Below are 18209 nucleotides of genomic sequence, written 5' to 3'. Positions count from 1 at the left end.
TCAAAAAAATCACTTTCAAATTCGCATATTCCACTTATAGAGTGTATTTTTGCAAGACATCTTTTGGTTATGAAAAAACTGCAAAATATCCTTATTTCTACCCGCACTATGGCGGTGCTTTTTGTGGTATATGCCGCTGCTATGGCGTATGCTACTTTCTTGGAAAACGATTACGGAACGCCTACTGCCAAGGCACTCATCTACGAAGCCAAGTGGTTTGAGCTGGTAATGTTTCTCCTCATTCTCAATTTCATAGGCAATATTGCTAGATACCAGCTTTGGCGAAAAGAAAAATGGGCGGTATTGGTATTTCACTTGGCATTTATTCTTATTTTTATAGGAGGTGCCATTACGCGGTATATCAGTTATGAAGGGCTTATGCTCATCCGAGAGGGAGAAACTTCCAGAGAAATTATTACTGATAAAGAGTTTTTCAAAATTCAAGTTGAAGAAAAAGGTGAGGTGCTCAATTATAAAGATCTACCCTATATGATGATCCCCAACTCCGCCAAAGAAAATGCTTGGATAGCCAAAATTTTACCCCATCAATTCAGTGCCAATTATGATTTTAACGGGAAGAAAATCAGCGTAAAACAGCTGAGCTATGTGCAACGAAAAAAAGACTCTCTTCTGGCAAATGCTAATGGGACAGAATACCTTCATTTTGTATTTGCAGGAGATAACGGCAGAGTTAATTATTTCTTGAAAGATGGAGAATCCAAATCTATAAAAGGAACTTTGGTAAGCTACAATCGTCCGATAGATGGTGCCATAGAATTTAAGAAAGAAGGTAATCAATTGTTTATCAAAACACCTGTAGATGCAGACTATATGACAATGGCAACGCAAGCCACGGGCAAAACTACCCAAAATGAATATCAGCCTTTGGTGCTTAGAAGTCTTTATACCATTAATGATATTAGAATCGTGGTACCAGAAGGCATCAGAAAAGGTGACCTAATGGCAGTGGAGGGCGATAAGAAAAAAGATAAAGGCATTGCCGATGTGCTTACCGTAGAAGTGCAAGCACCACAGAGCAAAGCCATAGTAGAACTACCCGTAGAGAAAGGCAATCCTAATCTCTTCAAACAGATTACTTTAGATGGAATGAATATTATGCTGGGCTTTGGAGCAAAGGTTTACAATACGCCATTTGCTTTGAAGTTAGATGATTTTGTGATGGAAACCTACCCAGGAAGTTCATCGCCAAGTGCCTATGAAAGTCATATTCAAATCATAGACGATGGTAAGCAAACGCCATACAAAATCTATATGAACAATGTTCTCAACCACAAAGGGTACCGTTTCTTTCAGGCAAGTTTTGACCAAGATATGCGAGGAACACACCTTTCTGTTAATCACGATTTTTGGGGAACGCTCATCACTTATATCGGTTATTTTTTCCTATTTACCGCGATGTTTGTAGTTTTCTTCTGGAAAGGAACACACTTCTGGAAACTCAATTCTATGCTAAGAAACTTAAACAAAAAGAAAATAGCCACTGCCATTGCACTTTGGTTGGCTTTGGGATTGAACGCTCAGAAGATTGAGATGCACGGCACTACCGATGGTAGCAGAGAAAACGCCAAAGTAACCCAAGGTACCCATACTCACGCTGATGGTACGGTACACGCCAATGATGCCCACGCAGAGGAATCTCACACCACAGCACCACAGCAAAATTCGGTGGCAAGGTCTTTCCAAACGATGAAGCAGATTTCTCCAGAGGAAGCCATTGCTAAAAATAAAATATCAAAAGAACACGCCGATAAATTTGGCTATCTTTTGGTTCAGAATATCGAGGGAAGAATAGTGCCTATCAATACTCAGGCTTTAGAAGTATTGAGGAAATTATACAAGCACGATAAGTTTAAAGGGAAAGACGGTCAGTCTCTCACTGCCGAACAATGGTTTCTTTCCATCAATACCGATGCACCCAGCTGGGCAATGGTACCCCTCATTAAAGTAGGAACTAAAGGAGGCGAAGAACTGAAAAAGAAAACCAAAGCTAATGACGATGGCTATACATCATTGATGAACCTTTTCCCGTCTGATAGCAATGGTAATCTGAGATATGTTTTGGAACAAGACTATCAAGAAGCGTTTAATAAAAAGCCTGCCGAGCAAAGCAACTATGATAAAGAAGTGATTGCTGTAAATGAAAGAGTGCAGATTTTTAACGAGTTTTTCAGTGGACAGCTGATGAGGATAGTCCCTGTAAAAAACGACCCTAATTCCACTTGGCATTCTTGGTTGAATCAAAACTTTGAACCAGATATGGAATCTCAAGCCGTAATGGGGCCTTACTTTGCAGCGGTATTAGAAGCCCAACAGAATGGTAATTGGGCAAAAGCCGATAGGGAATTAGAAAAACTATCTGGCTACCAGCAGACTTGGGGTAAAAATGTAGTGCCATCAAAAACCAAAGTAGATTTGGAGGTATTTATGAATAAAGTGAATATCAACTTCAAACTTCTCATTTTCTACAGTCTCATTGGGGGATTATTGGTGATTTTGGGCTTTATAGAATTGTTTAAACCACATAGACTGTTCCAAACCATCATCAAAGGACTTCTGGTTGTTGGTTGTATTGGTTACTTTTTACAATTTTTAGGTTTAGCGGGAAGGTGGTATATCTCTGGGCACGCCCCTTGGAGTAACGGTTATGAAGCCATTGTGTTCATCTCTTGGGTAGGCATTACGGCAGGGCTTGCATTGTATAAGAATGCCAATGCTCTGATTCCAGCAGCAGGGTTTATGGTAGCGGTTATTATGATGGGCTTTGCCCACGGTGGTTCGGCGTTAGACCCACAGATTACGCCATTGGTTCCGGTACTGAAATCGTATTGGCTCATCATTCACGTAGCAATTATTGTAGCGAGCTATGGTTTCTTTGGTCTATCTTTTGTGATTGCGGTAATCTGCTTGTTCTTTTATCTTTTTGCCAATAAAAAATCATACCAGAGACATAACGAGAAAACCATTAAAGAACTGACCATCGTTTCCGAAATGTCTCTTAATATAGGATTGTATGCCCTTACAGTAGGAACTTTTCTGGGAGGAATTTGGGCAAACGAATCTTGGGGACGCTATTGGAGCTGGGACCCTAAAGAGACTTGGGCATTTATATCTGTGATGGTTTATGCCTTTGTCATTCATATGAGATTGGTACCAGGTTTGCGTGGTAGATGGGCGTTCCATACCGCATCTATGTTTGCCATCAGCTCTGTGATAATGACCTATTTTGGGGTGAATTATTACCTTAGTGGATTGCACTCTTACGCATCGGGAGACCCTATTCCTGTACCGCTGTGGGTTTACTTAGGAGCGGGCTTTATGATAGTATTATCAGTAGCGTCGTACTTTAAGCACAAAGCGTTGAACCAGAAATAAATAAAAAAGCGAATTCAGAAATGAGTTCGCTTTTTTTTTGCTATATTGACATACAATAGAAAATGAGAAAGTTTTATCAGGTATTATGATGAATGACAGAGCTTTATAATATTTCTGCAAGTTGCTGTGTGAGATTTTTTCTGGAGAACGCTTGGATGTTATGGGTATTGGATTTCAGTTGTCCGCTTTTCCAAAGTTGATACATCTGGAAAAGATATTGTTTCAGTTCATCTTTTTGGGAGTAGGTAAAATGCCTTCCTGCATTGGTGGATTTCAAGATGGTTTCCACATCAGAACCGTTGCTGCCAAACGATAAAATCTGATTGCCCGTTGCCAGATATTCAAAAATTTTACCAGGGATAATACCTCTGGAGCTTTCTTGTGGAAAATTGGTAATGAGTAGCATATCAGAATTTTGCATTTCTTTAAAAGCCTCTTGATGATTCAGATATCCATAGTTTTGTACTTTATCTTTTAGTGGAGAATGGTGGATATGGGCAAGAATAGTATCGTCTATTCTACCTACAAATTTTAACTGAAAATTTTGGGCAAAGGTTTCATCTTCTCTTACCATTTCCTCTAAGGTTTTCCACAAAATTTCAGGATTCCGAAGTTGCTCCAATACTCCAATATAAGCCAATGTAAAATAGGGTTGGTTTTCTATTTCGGGGGTGATATTTGCCGTGTTTTCTATGTCAAAACCATTGGTGATGCACACCGCATTGGCACCCTTTTTTCGGAAATTTTCAGCATCGGTGTAGCTGGTGGCAAGGGTAATATCTGCGGTGCTGAATATCTGCTGTTCTAGTCTGCGATGTTTCGCATCTGCCCATTTCGTAAGTTTCAGATGCTGATAGTAGGAGATTTCTGTCCACGGGTCTCGGAAGTCGGCTATCCATTTCAGATTGGGAAAATGTTTTTTCAGTCCCAGACCGATGAGATGCAACGAATGCGGAGGTCCTGTGGTGATCAAAGCATCATAATGATGCTCAGAAAGGTGTTTTTTCAAAAAATCTAAGGACGGATTTACCCAAAAAACACGGGCATCAGGAATGAAAAAATTTCCTCTTACCCAAATGGATAATTTGGATTTCCAACTCTGATTTTTTCCTACATCAAACTGCCCAGCTTTGAATTTTTTATTTTTTTTATTGAGTTTTTCTGCCCATTGGTAGGGCTCCCATATTTTGGTTTTAATGGTATTCACCCTTACGGGGATTTCTTGCATTAGGCTTTCATCCAATAGTGGATAGCTCGGGTTCTCTGGAATGAAGACTGTGGGTTCCCAGCCAAAATCTGGAAGATACTTGGAAAACTTTAGCCAACGCTGTACTCCAGGCCCACCTGCTGGTGGCCAATAGTAGGTAATGATGAGAACTTTTTTAGGTTGCATTGTTTTAGTTTTGCTTAGCAGAAAGTTGTCTTTGGCGGTATTCATAGCCGATGCCCGCTAAAGACAATAACAAAAATAATCCAAACACCAGCATAGAGATGGTTTTCCCCGTTTGCAATACTTCTGGTTCAAAGAGCATTTTCACTTCGTGACTTCCTGCAGGGAGGTGTACCGCTCTGAGGAGGTAATTGGCTTTGATGTACGGCACTTCTTTACCATCCACCATTACTTTCCAGCCTTTCGGATAATAAATTTCTGAAAAGACAGCCAATTGAGGGGTTTTAGACTCTGCTTTGTAAGTGATGGCATTGGGCTGATAATGAACCAGATTGATGTAAGCGGTGCTATCTTTGGCTAAGGTTTTTCCGCTGAAATAGGCTTTGTCTTCGGTAGAAACTACGGCTGTTTTTTTGTTATCAATGATGTCAATAGCATCTATTTCTTCATTAGGATTAGCTGCCCAATGAATATCAGAAACCAGCCACGCATTGCCGTTGGCATCGGGATTGGTAACGGCTTGTGGTTGCTCGCTACTTCCAAAAATCATATATTTTGCATTAAGCATATTGAGAATTTTCGGCACCTTTACAGTATCCATATTTTGAAAATAATGGTTGATAAGGTCGTCATAGCGTCTTAATTTGGCAGCAGAATATCCTCCAATGGAAGCTTTAAAATAGGAAGTATTGGTCTCGTTGAATGTTCCTAGGGTCTGATTATAAATTCGGTAATGGGTCTTATCGTTTTGGCTGATGTTTTCCAAAGTTTTATTGATATTCACCTGAGATAATAGCCCTTGGATGTAAGGATTTTCTGCGGCTTTATCCGTTAAGAAATCCGAAGTTTCCGTAATGAAAGGATTATCAGCAAAAGCCTTATCGGCATAGTTGCCATCGTTCAAATATCTTTTGTTTACCGACCATAAGTCTAATAAACTAACCAAACCGATGACCAATAATGCGATATTTTGATTGATTTTTTGTTTTAAACTAAACCAAAGAATCCCTGCTACGATGAGTACATAAACTAAAGCTTTGATGGCATCTGTGCGGAACATTTCGTATCGTTTTCCTACCAAATAGTCTAGTAAATAAGGCGGAAGGTATTGTTTTTCAGTATCGGTATAGAAGCCTAGAAGTGACTTTCCAAAGATTAATAAAATTAAAACCAAACCTAAAACACTTCCCGATACATAAGTTAATACTTTTTGTTTGTATTCTGAGGATAATTTAGCTTCATTGTAGAAACGATAAAGTCCTAAAATAGCAATGAGTGGGAATAATAGCTCTACCACTACCAAAATGGAAGAAGGGGCACGGAATTTATTGTAAAACGGTACCACATCTATAAAGAAGTTGGTAAGTGGGGCAAAATGATGTCCCCAAGCTAGTAAAATAGTGAGGATGGAAGCTCCTAAAATCCAATAACGGTATTTTTTTCCGGCAAAGAAGAAGCCTAGAATGGCCAAGAATACCACCACTGCCCCTTGATAAGCAGGGCCTGATGTTCCCGGCTGATCTCCCCAATAGGTGAGCGAAGAAAACCCACGCGAAATCATATCCATCTCTTGCTGAGAGGAGACATTGTCTTGTACCAATTGTTGTATATCCGCCATCATCTCTTCGGAGCCTTCTTCTTGGCTACCGCCACCCATCAATCTCGGAATAAATAGATTGAGCGTTTCCAGCTTGCCATAGCTCCACATTGTGATGCTTTCTCTATCCAGTCCTGATGTGTTGGCTTTTTGGCGGTCGTTATTTAGGATTTGTTTTCCTCTTACGGTTTCTTTTACATATTCTGAGTTAGCAAGCAATCTCTGGGCGTTCATACCCACTCCAATGGAAAATGCTAAAGCCAAGATTCCTGTGGAAATGAGAAAATGTTTCATAGGAACCTTTTTTTGTATGGCACGCACCAATTCTGAAACGAACAAAAAGCCCAAAGCGATGAAAAGGTAATAAGTCATCTGTGGATGGTTGGCAGCAATCTGAAGCCCCATAAATAATGCCGTAACGATGAAGCCTAGGATATATTTTTTTCGGATATAGACCAATAAAATCCCAGCTAAAAGCGGAGCAAAATAGGCTATGGTATGAACTTTACCATTATGCCCTGCCGCAATGATGATGTAGAAATAGGTGGAAAGTCCAAAAAAAGATGCACCCAATAAGGCGTATTTCCAGTTTCTGGTGACTACCATTCCTAAAAGGAAAAAACCTGAAAAAAGTAGAAATAAATAATTGGCAGGTTTGGGTAAGAAATTCAGTACATTATCCACCTGCTTAATGAGGTCACCTCTAAACTGAGCTCCAGTTTGGTAAGTAGGCATTCCTCCAAACATTGCATCGCTCCAGTAGGTTTCATCGGTATTGTTGGCACGGTAGTCTAGCAATTCCTTTGCACCACCTTTATAATGAACAATATCTGGTTGTATCAGGGCTTTTCCTGAAATAATAGGAGTAGAATACCCAATGGCTAAGATGATAAAGGAGATAAGGCAAAGGGTAATGGCTATTATGGTGTTTCTTTGTTTTAGCATCTTCAAATAGATATAGCAAGTACGCTTCCATAATCAAAATGGAAGCGTATTGGGTTGTGTTGAAATTATTGTTTTTGTCCTTCTTTGATTTCTTCGTACTCTACGGTTTCTGCATCCCAATTCATTTTCTTGTCCTTGATGGTTGGGTTATTTTTAGGAGTAGAAGATGGATTGGAGGTAGGAAATTGATAAAAAGATTTGAAAAACATCCTTTTCAAAATATTCCAAACGAAGAAAATGATAATCGTAGATAGAATGGTAAGTAAGATAAATTTCATAACTTTTTGTTATTGAGTGATTTTGTTATTTATTTTGAGGGTTTACAATAACGGTAGTGGTGGTATTGCTTTTCATTGTTTGGCTTTGTTTACCATCAGACAAGGTTTCCGTTTGGTTGGTTTTCACGGAAATATTTTGATTTTTAATCCAGCCTGTATTTTGGTCTAAAGTTACAATTCCACTTTGGCTCAGTTCAGAAGAAATACTGTGGGTAACGCCCTCTTGGGTTTGTTTGTCTGTTTTCTTTGGGATACCTCCATTTACGGAGATGGTTACTATACCGTTTTCTACGCTTTTCAGGGTATATTTAGTGGTAAGTTTTACGCTGCCATCTGCGGAAGCATTTTCAGATTCTGTCCAAGACTGTCCTATTTTAGCACCTGCCTTTGGAAGTACCGCAAGGTTGTTTGCCAGTTGCTCTTTGATGGCTTTTTCATTAAAACTTTGTTTAAAACCTTCTAAGAAAGCAGATTTTTCTTTGACATCTTTAATGAAAGCAGCAGTAGCGGTATTCACTTTATTGTAGATGGCATCAAAACCAGTAATGGAAACAATCTCACCATTTTGTTTTAACTTCATTTTAAGCTTATTCCCCACCAATGCTTTGTTAACACTCCACATCGCTTTTAGATTAGCATCTTTAGGAGCGGCACCTTTAGTATCCACAGAAACTGTTTTTCCATTGGCACTTTGAGAGCTGCTTTTACCCAAGATATTGATGTCAATATCGTACACACCATCCTTAAAATCTACCACAGTGAAAGACATCTCATCGGTAGAGTTAGCCGTTCCAGATGCCGTTTTTCCATCTGGACTGGTAAGGGTCTGCACATTTCTTTGAAAAGTGGTAAGAGGGTAGGTTTCTCCCTTTTGAAGTTTGAATTGCTGAGTGTACACGCCATTATGCTCTGCAATGGCAAGAGCATTATCCGTAGTGGTTTCATCTTGATTTTTCACTTCTGTAGAGTCCGTAGCAGGAACTTCCACGGTAACAGTTTTTCCTGTCTTAGGGTCAATTTTAGTAACGGTTTTAGTATCTTTTTTACAAGCCATCACAGTAAGAGATAGTACGGCTATTGCAATGATTTTTTTCATTTGATGTTTTTATAATAATTTAAAATTGTTGATTTATTTTTTGTCTAATAGCTTCATAGAGAATAGCTCCACAAGCTACTGAAACATTGAGCGATTGGGTTTTTCCTTCGATGGGAAGTTTTATTTTTTCATCGGAATGATGTAGTACTTCTTTAGAAATTCCCGTTTCTTCGTTGCCCATTACCAAGGCACAAGGCTCTGTAAAATCTACTTCATAGATGAGTTTCTGTGCTTTCTCTGTAGCGGCAAATACCTGTACACCACTTTGCTGAAGAAAATCTACGGTATGAGCCAGATTGTTTTGTTTACAAATTTTGATATTGTAAATAGCACCAGCAGAGGTTTTTATCGCATCAGAATTGATAGGGGCAGCACCTTTCTCTGGGATGATGATGGCATCTATGCCTACGCATTCGGCGGTACGGCAGATGGCTCCAAAGTTTCGTACATCGGTCAATCTATCAAGGATAAGTAAAAAAGGCGTTCTACCTTCTTCAAAAATCTGTGGCAGAATATCTTCTATCTTATGAAAAGGGACATCGGATATAAATGCCACTACGCCCTGATGGTTTTTCCTTGTAAAGCGATTGAGCTTTTCTACAGGAACATAATTGGGGCGTATTTTATGCTTTGCCAAAATCGCTTTTAGTTCGGCATAGATAGGGCCTTGTAGAGCGTTTTGTACAAAAATTTTGTCAATTGTTTTTCCAGCCTCTATGGCTTCTATTACGGGACGAAGCCCAAATATAAAATCGTCTTTCATCTATCTTTTTTAGAGTGATAAATTTTAAGTTTTGAGTTTTGAGTTTTGAGTTTTTGACCATCAACCATCAGCCAATTTTAGTTTTGAGTGCTGAGTTTTGAGGAAAGAAGAAAGAGCAAAGACTTTTCTCTAACTTCTAATATCTAACTTCTAACTTCTAACCTCTAACCTCTAACTCTCTAATACCTAACCTCTTCTTAGTCTCTCGCTAAGACTTCTCTCCAATAATGGCTCTTTTTTGAGCTAAAGCATAGCCGTAGTGGATACTTTCGTGCATATTATTGAAGATGATGGTATCTTGTATGCTTTTCAAATCCATTCCAAAGCTGGTGGTATAAGGTGTATAGTCACTAAAAAAATCATCATCATAATCCTTCATCAATATTTTAGAAGTTTCCATAAGCAGAAACTCCAAATCTTCCACCTCCGAAGCTTGTACATTCAGGTTGGGCAGTGTTCCTTTTTTATAAGTTTCTATCCAGTAATTATCCACTCGGAAGGGGTTGCCACTCAGGTAGTAGCACAGCAGTTGCTGGGTAGCCACGGTGTGGGCAATATTCCAGTAGATATTGTTATTAAATCCATCTGGGATAATGATAAGGTCTTCCAGAGGGGTACTTCTTAGAATATCCAAAAGATTCTGTCTTACTTGGCGATGAGCCTGAAAATGATAGTTCATACCTAAGATTTTAAGTTTCAAAAATAATCTAATTAATTGAGAGTGACAAGTGAGCATTTTTTTTATTTATGGAACATTTAAAGAAATATTAAAATTTTATCTATTTGATAAATAGTTTGTTAAGTGAATAAAAGGAAAGGCTTGGATTATAATCGTGTTAAAAATAAAATTTTACGATGTGGAATGATGCTTTTTTTTAACAAATTTTAACGCATTATTGGCATTTATTGTGTTGATTGTTGGGCGAATTTATTGCAATTTTACCAAATATTTTTTATCAAATTATGTCAGAACTAAATCAAGCGGAAGATATTAAGCAGCTTACCGAGAAAGTAAGGGAGCAAAACTATTACTTTACCCTGCTGAGGGAGGAGATGAACAAAGCCATTATAGGGCAAAGTTATATGATAGATAGGCTTCTTATAGGGCTTTTGGGCAATGGGCATATCTTGCTAGAAGGCGTGCCAGGATTGGCAAAAACACTTGCTATAAAATCTCTTGCAGAGGCGGTAGATGGAGCATTTTCCAGAATACAGTTTACACCAGACCTATTGCCTGCCGATGTGATAGGCACGCAGATATACAATGTGAGAGATAATGATTTCTCTATGAAAAAAGGACCTGTGTTTGCCAATTTTGTTTTGGCTGATGAAATCAATAGAGCGCCGTCTAAGGTGCAATCTGCCCTATTGGAAGCAATGCAAGAAAAACAGGTAACCATAGGAGAAGAAACTATGCCACTGCCAAAGCCATTTTTGGTTTTGGCTACTCAAAATCCGATAGACCAAGAGGGAACTTATCTTTTGCCCGAAGCTCAAAGCGACCGCTTTATGCTGAAATGTAAGATAGATTACCCAGAGTTAGAAGATGAAAGAAAGGTGATGAGGATGGTCTCTACAGCCCATCAGGTAACGATAAAACCCGTGATTTCATTGCAAAATATAATGGAAGCCAAGCAATTGGTTCATCAGATTTATTTAGATGAAAAAATAGAACAGTATATTTTGGATATGGTATTTGCCACGCGTTTTCCAGAGCGTTACGGATTATCAGATTTGAAAAACTATATCAGTTTTGGAGCTTCTCCTAGGGCGTCTATCAACTTAGCCATTGCTGCCAGAGCCTATGCGTTTTTGAAAAACAGAGCCTTTGTTATTCCAGAAGATGTGAAAGCCGTGGCAAAAGATGTGTTGCGACATAGAATAGGATTAAGTTTTGAAGCGGAAGCTGAGAATGTAGATGCTGACCAAATAGTGGATAAAATCCTTGGAAGAGTACAAGCTCCATAAGTGTTTTTGAGTAAAGAAATAGAGTAGAGTGCTGGATTTTATCGTTTTTGAACATCGATAAAGCACGCGTTTCAGAGTCTCATCACAGTGATATTTGGAACATAACAAGCAAAAGAAGATGCAATTGAACATCACCGATATTATAAAAAAAGTAAAACAGATAGAAATTCGCTCTCGGAAGAAATCGGAGGCGATGCTGATGGGGCAGTACCACTCTGCAATGAAGGGGCAAGGAATGACCTTTTCCGAGGTAAGACCTTATCAGTTTGGCGATGAAATCCGAAGAATAGATTGGAATAAAACCGCCCGTTTTAGAGAGCCTTATGTGAAGGTGATGGAGGAAGAGCGAGAGCTTACCGTAATGCTGATGGTAGATGTTTCGGCATCAATGGATTACGGTACCAAAACCGCCCTCAAAAGAGAATTGGTAGCAGAGATATGTGCCAGTATTGGTTTTTCTGCCAGTGGAAATAATGATAAAGTAGGATTGATTTTATTTGCAGATAAGGTCTATAAAGTAATTCCACCACAAAAGGGGAGAAAACATATTTTAGCCATCATATCACACATTCTCACCGCAGAATATATCCCCACACCTACCAATGTGGATGTTGCCTTGCAATATCTAATGAATGTATTCAAAAAGAAATCATTTGTTTTTATGTTTTCGGATTTTGATGATGTGCTGGATAAGCGGACGCTTGCGGTGGTTGCCAAAAAACACGCTATGCTGGGACTGAGGATATACGATGAAAAAGATAAAGAAATACCCGATGTAGGCTATGCTCTTTTTCAAGATGCCGAAACAGGACAAGAGTTTTGGGTGAATACCGCTAATAAACGCTGGCGTTATCAGTTTGCAGAACATCAAAGGGAGAAACTAAAGCAGCTTCAAGAGCAGTTTGAAAGTACTTCGGCAGGTTTTCTTAATATCAGTTCAGAAGGGGATTATGTAAAGGCGTTGTATCAATATTTTCAAAAAAGATAGATTGTAAAAACATTGAAAAAGATAGGATTAATATTAGCATTATGGCTATCCAGCGTAATGGTTTTTGCTCAGACTTTATCATCAAGTTTGGAAAAGAAAACCATAGCATTGGGAGAGCCTAATATCTATACCATTAGAATAGAAGGTACGCAAGGAAAACCCGTAGAAATGGCACCAAAAAATGAGCTGATGCCTTTTCATTTTGAGGAAATAGATGATAGTATTACCTTGCAAGGGGAGGTCTATGAGAGGCGAATAGAATTTACCGTTTTTGAAGAAGGTGAATTTACCATTCCTGCTTTTGATGTGAAAATAGGCGACGAGGTGACACAGACGGTTTCCTATCATCTGCAAGTCATCAATACCGCACAGAAAGGTGATGTGATTAATGATATTATGGGGAACCAATCTGTGGCAATGAACTTGGTGGATTATTGGGAGCTTTACAAATTTTATATCTTAGGTATTTTAGCTGTTTTAGGACTCATTTTTGTGGTGTGGCAGTTTTGGAAATATGGCAGAAGAAGACAATCAGCACCGATAGTAACCAAAAATGCGACACTGAAAAAATTGGAACAGCTCAAAAAGAAAAAGTATATAGAAACGGGAGATTATCGTGCTTTTTATGTGGAACTGATAGAGATTTCCAGAAATTTTCTCACACAGCAATACCGCATTCCTGCTGATGTTTTGCTTACCGATGATTTGATAGAGCTGATGAAACACAATCAAACCATTTCTCAGGAGAATGAAGCCATTGTAGAAGCCGTATTTTTGCGTGGCGATTTGGTGAAATTTGCCAAAACCTTTCCCGATAAGACCACAATGGAAGAAGACTGGCGGGCAATGAGAGATTTGGTAAAACGCTCATCAGAAGATTTAGAATTTGAAAACCTGAGAAAAGATGTTTGATTATAATTTTGAGTTTCATAGCCCTTGGTTCTTGGCTCTTTTCTTACTATTGATTCCTTTGCTATTGAAGGATTTTAGGAAACATCGTCTCAAAGGGATTAAAGTGCCTACTACGCAAGGAATGGCAGAGCATCGCCAGATACATTGGGTATGGTGGTGGCTACGGTTTTCAAAATATGTAGTGCTTTCCGCATTGATTATCGCCTTGGCACGCCCAAGGACTTTCACCATACTAGACCAGCAAGACGAGACCAAAGGAGTAGACATAATGCTTACGATAGACACTTCTTTGAGTATGCTTTCCAAAGATTTGAATCCTGATAGGCTTACGGCATTGCAGGAAATAGCCATTAAATTTGTAAAGCAAAGACCTAATGATAGAATAGGACTAGTAACTTACTCTGGGGAAGCCCTTACAAAAGTTCCCGTTACCACAGACCACGCTGTGCTGATAGAGGAAATCCAAAACATAGACCCTTTGGAATTGGTACCCGGGACTGCTATTGGCGAAGGACTTTCTGTTGCCGTGAGCCATCTAAGACATAGCAAATCCAAAAGCAAAATTGTAATCCTAATGACTGATGGTGTCAATACGATAGAAAACTCATTGTCTCCTTTGGTGGCGGCAGATTTGGCGTTGAGCAATGATATAAAAGTCTATACCATTGGGATTGGGACTAATGGCTTTGCACTGATGCCCACAAGCCTCAATATCTTTGGAGAACTGGTGTTTACAGAAACCGAAGTGAAAATAGATGAAGCCACACTTCTGGATATAGCCAGAAAAACGGGAGGGAAATACTTCCGTGCCACTTCTAATACCAGTCTGGCAGAGGTGTATGATGAAATTAACCAAATGGAAAAATCTGATGTAAAACAATCTAAACTGTACAATTACAAAGAATATTTTAGATTTTTTCTGTGGATAGCCCTTGTGGTTTTGCTGTTAGATGCGTTATTGAGGTGGTTGTTTTATAAATCTGTGATGTGATGAATTGGAGCTTAGGAAATTATTGGTATTTGTTATTACTTCTGCTATTGCCATTATTGGGCGTATTGCTTATCAGTTTTATAAAATGGCGAATGGCAAGGCGACATCTCTTTGCAGAGGAACGCTTTCAGAGGGTATTATTTTCAGAGCCATCGGGGTTTTCAAAGATGGTGCCTTGGCTGTATATTCTGGGGATATTTTTTTTGATAATGTCCATTGTAGATGTAGTATCGGGAAGTGAGCAGGTGAAATCTCAGCAGAAGATGAACAATGTGGTGTTGCTTTTAGATGTGTCCAATTCAATGAACGCAGAAGACCTGCAACCCAGCAGATTGAGCGTAGCTAAAAATATTATGGTGAGTACCATTCAGCAATTGAAAAATGATAGAGTAGGGATGGTGGCTTTTGCAGGAGAAGCCCGCTCCATTATGCCGCTTACCACAGATTTTTCAGCCGCAGAAACCTACATTTCGGGGATTGAAACCTTGATGCTTCAGGTGCAGGGAACAGATTTCCTGAAAGGAATGGAAGAAGCCGCTAGAAAATTTAAAAACACCCCTAAAGGTGCTAAGCAAGTGGTGCTGATAAGTGATGGTGAAGATAATGAAGGGAATAGCAAAGCTGCTATTGATTTAGCAAAAAAAGAAGGCATCCGCGTAATTACCATTGGAGTAGGAACAGATGAAGGGGCTCCCGTGCCAGAGTATATCTATGGACAACTGATGGGCTACAAAGAAACGGGATATGGCGAAACCGTCATTTCTAAAAGAGAAACCAAAGCCCTGAAAGAAATAGCAGAAGAAACTCGCGGTGCTTATATAGATGGTAATCAAGGGGACAATGTGGCTCAGCAATTGGTTGCCAATCTTCAGCAAGGCGGTGGGGCTACAGATGTGCTGGTAGATTCTCAGAACAGTATTCGTTATTATCAATATTTTTTGGCGGTATCGGTATTCTTCTTCTTTCTGATTTACCTTTTCAATCCCAAACGAGATTTGAATGTTTAGTTTTTTTTTAATACTTTCTAATGTTTAGATTTTAATTTTTAAAATTTAGTTAATAGTAATCTTGAAATAGTTTTAAAAATTCAGTATTTGATTTCCCTCAATGTGTTTGAAATAAAATGCAACAGTCGGAAAGGACAAACAAGGTTGATTGTAATCAAATACAGCAGTCGGAAAGGATAAACAAGGTTGATTGTAATCAAATACAGCAGTCGGAAAGGATAAACAAGGTTGATTGTAATCAAATACAGCAGTCGGAAAAGACAAACAAGGCTGATTGTAATCATCTTACTCTCTAACCTCTAACCTCTAAAATCTAACCTCTAACCTCTACCCTCTATTTTTTAACCAAATTTTAACGATTGAACTTCAGTTTTTTAACAATAAAAGAAATACTTTTGTACCAATAATGGTAAAAAGAATTCATATAGCATATATATTTATACTCTTTGGCTTTTTTTGGAGCAATGCACAGGAGCGTTATGCCGCTCTTATTCATAAAGGAAATCAGCAGTACGAGAAAGGAAACTTTGAGCGTTCTGTCTCTCATTTTATGGATGCTGCTACCAAAAATCCCAAGGATTTCGTCGCCCATTACAATCTGGGCAATGCCCTCTATAAACAAAAAAAGTACGAAGAAGCCGCCTCCGAATATGAAAAGGCAGCTCAGCTAGCATCTACTAAAGAGCATAAAGTGGCAGCATTGTACAATCAGGGCAATGTCTATATGCAAACCCAGAATGCAAACAAAGCGGCTCAGCTGTACAAGCAAGCCTTAAAACAAGACCCTTACAATGAAACCATTCGTAAAAATTACGAAATTGCCAAGCTGAAAGAAAAAGAAAATCAGCAACAGAATCAAGATGATAATAAAGGTGGAAAAGGGGGAGACAACCAAGACCAACAAAAAGAGCAAAACAATCCTAAACAAGGCAACGGAGGGCAACAGAAGCATAACGAAGGCAAGGGAGATGAGCAGGAACAAAATTCGCCAGCTCCTCAGCAAAAAGGTATGCCTAAGGATGAACAAGAGGCTCTGCTCAATAGAATAGAAGGTAAAGAACAAGAAACCGCCAGAAAAATATTAAACAAAAACTCATACTCTATGCCAAGAAGCAATGAGAAAGATTGGTAAATGAACGCGAAACTGCAATATTTCTTTTTTGTTTTTGCATCCATACTTACCTATGGACAGGTGAGCGTAGTGTCTGATGTGAGCAAAAGGGAACTCAATGGAAAGGAAACCTTTGTCCTTACCATTGTGCAGGAAATTATAGGGAGCGAAAATGTCCCCGAAACGCCTCTCAGAATGCCGGATTTATCCAAGTTTAATAAAGTGGCAGAAGGCTCTGTGAGGAATATGTTTGAAGACCCGCAGTCCAAGGTTTTGGTTCGGCAGTTGGTCTATGAATATGTCTTAGAACCGAAGCAACCAGGGAAAATACTCATTGGCTCCGCATTGATTACTGTAAACGGGAAAATTTATAAATCTGAACCCTTTTACATCAATGTAAAGGAAGGCGATTTTAGCAAGAAAGCCTTGGCAGAGAATCCATCAGAAGGCGTTTACCTCAATATGGAATTGCAAGATACAGAGGTGTACAGAAACCAGCCTACCATTGTTATCGTAAGAGCCTACAGCAAAGATTTTAATGATTTAAGACGATTTGGCAAGGTAAGTTTTCCTCATCGCGATGGGGTAGAGGTGGTGTCTGTAAGCTATGAGCGGTCAGAAATTCAGCAAAGAGCCAATATGGCATCTCAGGTGATAGCCAAAGCAATGGTGGTTCCCAATTCGGAGGGGAAAATTAATCTCCCAGCAGCATCAGTAACCTTCAATGAAGGTGGCAACAGAACGGAAAAAATCCAGTCCAACCCTGTAAGACTTAATGTAAAAAAATTACCAGATAACGCTCCTAAAAGCTATGATAATGCAGTGGGACACTATCACCTTAGTCTTAGTCAGTCGTCACCTTCGGATAGAATAGAAGTGAATAAACCTATTGATATTCAGGTAAAACTAAAAGGGGAAGGAAATATAGATGCTTCCCAATTGCCTAAAATTGTAAAATCTGAAAATTACACATTATACCAGCCTAAAATTACCTCTCATCTCAGAGAACATCGGCACGGTATGAAAGGGGAAGTGATAGCACAATATGTTTTAATTCCCAAAAAATCTGGAGAAATAGACATTGCCACGGAAGCCTTTTCGTATTTTAGTCCTCAGAAGCACCGCTATGTAGAGGTTGGTGCTAGTACATTGCGTATCACGGTACTTTCGCCAGAGCAAATTGCCAATGCTAAAACCACTATAGAGAAAGTCAATGAGCTTACCAATAATGTTTTGGATAATGTCAATACGCCTATTGTAGAGGTGAAAAAGTATAAAATTCAAGAGAAAGAAAAAATCAATTGGAAAACCCTTTTGGGAAATTATTCTTTGATAGGGATATTCTTTATCTTGATGCTCTTTATCCTTTCAAGGTATAGGAAGTACAAGCGTACGAATCTCCGTAGAGAAAATATTTCTTTGGGAAGTGTAGCGGAAACCGAAGCCGAGCTAAGAAAAAAAATGGTAATAGACCTAGAGGCTGGAATAGACTTTCTTGAAAAACAATATGAAGAAGGCGATAAAACGGCATTTTTCACCGCTTTAGAAAGCTTGAAAAATGATGCAGAGCGTTTGGTTTCTATGAAATATCAAAAAACCTTGAAACAATACTTTGAAACCGCTAAGGGAAGTACCATTGCAGAGGAGTATCAGCACCTTTTGCATCAGGTGGAAATAGAAAAATATGCTCCGTTTTCGGAAAAAGAAAATCTAAAACAACTGTTGGATAAAGCGATAAAATTGTTTTCGGATATTGCGTGATAGCTTAAA

Annotated in this window: 14 protein-coding genes; 8 read left to right on the top strand and 6 right to left on the bottom strand. The window is 38.9% G+C overall.

The genetic code is table 11. The annotated features are described in order from the left end of the window. Nucleotides 1-69 precede the first annotated feature (69 nt). Entirely contained in the window at nucleotides 70-3393 is a 3324-nt protein-coding gene (locus tag ACFFUE_RS06200; RefSeq protein WP_376833616.1) for a cytochrome c biogenesis protein, read from the top strand. A 103-nt stretch (nucleotides 3394-3496) separates the two neighbouring features. Here the strand turns inward: ACFFUE_RS06200 and ACFFUE_RS06195 are convergent, their stop codons facing one another. The 6 genes from ACFFUE_RS06195 to ACFFUE_RS06170 all read right to left on the bottom strand — a co-directional run bounded on the left by ACFFUE_RS06195 (nucleotide 3497) and on the right by ACFFUE_RS06170 (nucleotide 10141). Beyond that, nucleotides 3497-4786, bottom strand: a complete 1290-nt coding sequence (locus tag ACFFUE_RS06195) for a glycosyltransferase family protein (protein WP_376833614.1) — start codon at nucleotides 4784-4786, stop codon at nucleotides 3497-3499. Nucleotides 4787-4790: 4 nt separating this feature from the next. Next, complete coding sequence (locus ACFFUE_RS06190) at nucleotides 4791-7325, bottom strand: YfhO family protein (RefSeq protein ID WP_376833612.1); 2535 nt, start codon at nucleotides 7323-7325, stop codon at nucleotides 4791-4793. A 65-nt stretch (nucleotides 7326-7390) separates the two neighbouring features. Then, nucleotides 7391-7603 (bottom strand): hypothetical protein, encoded by a 213-nt coding sequence (locus tag ACFFUE_RS06185; protein WP_376833610.1) that lies wholly within the window; start codon nucleotides 7601-7603, stop codon nucleotides 7391-7393. Nucleotides 7604-7628: 25 nt separating this feature from the next. Then, nucleotides 7629-8699 (bottom strand): DUF6263 family protein, encoded by a 1071-nt coding sequence (locus tag ACFFUE_RS06180; RefSeq protein ID WP_376833608.1) that lies wholly within the window; start codon nucleotides 8697-8699, stop codon nucleotides 7629-7631. Between the two features lie 19 nt (nucleotides 8700-8718). After that, nucleotides 8719-9462: a 23S rRNA (guanosine(2251)-2'-O)-methyltransferase RlmB gene (gene rlmB / locus ACFFUE_RS06175; protein ID WP_376833605.1), complete on the bottom strand. Its 744-nt coding sequence runs from the start codon at nucleotides 9460-9462 to the stop codon at nucleotides 8719-8721. Nucleotides 9463-9670: 208 nt separating this feature from the next. Next, nucleotides 9671-10141, bottom strand: coding sequence for a DinB family protein (locus ACFFUE_RS06170; RefSeq protein ID WP_376833602.1), 471 nt, complete (start codon nucleotides 10139-10141; stop codon nucleotides 9671-9673). A gap of 284 nt (nucleotides 10142-10425) precedes the next feature. Between ACFFUE_RS06170 and ACFFUE_RS06165 the strand changes: the two genes are divergently transcribed. The 7 genes from ACFFUE_RS06165 (at nucleotide 10426) to ACFFUE_RS06135 (ending at nucleotide 18200) form a co-directional block, all read left to right on the top strand. Beyond that, the gene (locus tag ACFFUE_RS06165) at nucleotides 10426-11430 is read left to right on the top strand and encodes an AAA family ATPase (protein ID WP_376833599.1); all 1005 of its coding nucleotides are present in this window, start codon (nucleotides 10426-10428) and stop codon (nucleotides 11428-11430) included. 124 nt (nucleotides 11431-11554) lie between these two features. Continuing rightward, nucleotides 11555-12418, top strand: a complete 864-nt coding sequence (locus ACFFUE_RS06160; RefSeq protein WP_376833658.1) for a DUF58 domain-containing protein — start codon at nucleotides 11555-11557, stop codon at nucleotides 12416-12418. Between the two features lie 12 nt (nucleotides 12419-12430). Then, nucleotides 12431-13330, top strand: coding sequence for a hypothetical protein (locus tag ACFFUE_RS06155; RefSeq protein WP_376833597.1), 900 nt, complete (start codon nucleotides 12431-12433; stop codon nucleotides 13328-13330). After that, complete coding sequence (locus ACFFUE_RS06150; protein ID WP_376833594.1) at nucleotides 13323-14321, top strand: VWA domain-containing protein; 999 nt, start codon at nucleotides 13323-13325, stop codon at nucleotides 14319-14321. The genes ACFFUE_RS06155 and ACFFUE_RS06150 overlap by 8 nt, the downstream gene beginning before the upstream one ends. Continuing rightward, nucleotides 14321-15328, top strand: a complete 1008-nt coding sequence (locus ACFFUE_RS06145) for a vWA domain-containing protein (protein ID WP_376833591.1) — start codon at nucleotides 14321-14323, stop codon at nucleotides 15326-15328. The genes ACFFUE_RS06150 and ACFFUE_RS06145 overlap by 1 nt, the downstream gene beginning before the upstream one ends. A gap of 406 nt (nucleotides 15329-15734) precedes the next feature. After that, nucleotides 15735-16460: a tetratricopeptide repeat protein gene (locus tag ACFFUE_RS06140; protein WP_376833588.1), complete on the top strand. Its 726-nt coding sequence runs from the start codon at nucleotides 15735-15737 to the stop codon at nucleotides 16458-16460. Next, on the top strand, nucleotides 16461-18200 hold the full coding sequence (locus ACFFUE_RS06135) for a BatD family protein (RefSeq protein ID WP_376833585.1): 1740 nt from the start codon (nucleotides 16461-16463) through the stop codon (nucleotides 18198-18200). Nucleotides 18201-18209 lie beyond the last annotated feature (9 nt).

The organism is Bergeyella porcorum (genome assembly GCF_042427575.1).
In the GTDB taxonomy this organism is placed as follows: Bacteria; Bacteroidota; Bacteroidia; order Flavobacteriales; family Weeksellaceae; genus Bergeyella; species Bergeyella porcorum.
Note: the sequence above shows the minus strand (reverse complement) of the source record. Positions and strands in the feature narration are given on the sequence as shown.